Genomic DNA, 1,156 nt, shown 5'->3' on the forward strand with positions numbered 1-1,156 from the left:
CGTGATGGTTTTCGTCGACTCAACCTTAGCATATAGGCGCACCCAATGGGTGAAACACCAAAGCAGCGCAGTCCCGTGTGAATCATGGGATTGCGCTGCTTTTTTGAAATTCTATGAATAATCCAGGGTAATTCTTCGTTGCGACGCACGGAAAAGTTCCCTCTTTCTGCGAACAACAGATATATTGATGAAAGCGACAAAAATTTTAGACACTTCTTGATCTGTTTTCAAAATCACACCTCCAAACCAGGCATTTGCTCACCTGACTACACACATGCCAATTACCTTGGAGATGGAAACCATGAAGAAAAAAAGTAAGCACCCAATAACAGACCGAATATGAATCACCGTTTCCTGGCGGTATCCTTACCTCATCATAACGAAATGGTGAGGTATTTATATGGCAGATAAACCAGAAATCGTCCAAATCAAGATGGACAAAACCCTGCATTCTCAAATCCAAGCACCGACCAAAGCGCTACAGATCAAGATTGACAGTAACAAGTCAGTCGTAGTCTACAATCATATTCAAGGGTACATTCTTGAAGCGCTCATGAAAGCCGTGTTTACTGATGCTCATTGATCCAACACGACTTCATGGAATCTATTTGGTGTGCGGTAGAACTGATCTGCGCCGCGGCATTGATGGCCTAGCGGCAGTCGTTCAAGAGCAATACCAACTCGATCCGCATAATCAGTCGCTTTACTTATTCTGTGGGCGTCGTAAGGACCGATTCAAAGCATTATTCTGGGACGGTGATGGCTTCATATTATTATACAAACGCGTTGAAAATGGCCACATTCAGTGGCCAACCAATCAAAACGAGGTGAAGAAACTCCACACAAAGAAACTTGTTCGTCTGCTTTCAGGTTGGGCAATTGAATCTTCAATCAAGCCGATACGACCGCCAAGAAATAATCATGGTCAAACGCGATGATTAGTGATAAGCTACTGCCAACAAAGATAACGAGGCAGTACCAATGGCAACCACGACAGAAGATCTGCTTAAGCAAGCACTCGAACAAAACCGCAAATTGCAAGAACAAGTTAGCCACCTGGCCCGATCCGGCGTATGAAAGCCTGTTATCTATGAAGTTGGTGAGTTAGTCGGCGTCGACGCTTTAGCCGCCCGGCGTCGGACCTGAGCGGATTCCG

2 protein-coding genes are annotated in these 1,156 nt (G+C 45.2%); both read left to right on the forward strand.

Annotated features, from left to right (window positions below; all coding sequences use genetic code 11):
- The first annotated feature begins 400 nt into the window (after positions 1-400).
- Positions 401-583 (forward strand): hypothetical protein, encoded by a 183-nt coding sequence (locus tag ACYVRB_RS14230; RefSeq protein ID WP_057821157.1) that lies wholly within the window; start codon positions 401-403, stop codon positions 581-583.
- Positions 573-938 (forward strand): IS66 family insertion sequence element accessory protein TnpB, encoded by a 366-nt coding sequence (gene tnpB / locus ACYVRB_RS14235; RefSeq protein WP_461216067.1) that lies wholly within the window; start codon positions 573-575, stop codon positions 936-938. Before ACYVRB_RS14230 ends, tnpB begins: the two co-directional genes overlap by 11 nt.
- The last annotated feature ends 218 nt before the right edge of the window (positions 939-1,156 follow it).

This window comes from Lacticaseibacillus boliensis (assembly GCF_054784775.1).

Coding starts and splice junctions, on each gene's coding strand:
- ACYVRB_RS14230 (WP_057821157.1), top strand. CDS start 401: ATGGCAGATAAACCAGAAATCGTCCAAATCAAGATGGACAAAACCCTG.
- tnpB (WP_461216067.1), top strand. CDS start 573: ATGCTCATTGATCCAACACGACTTCATGGAATCTATTTGGTGTGCGGT.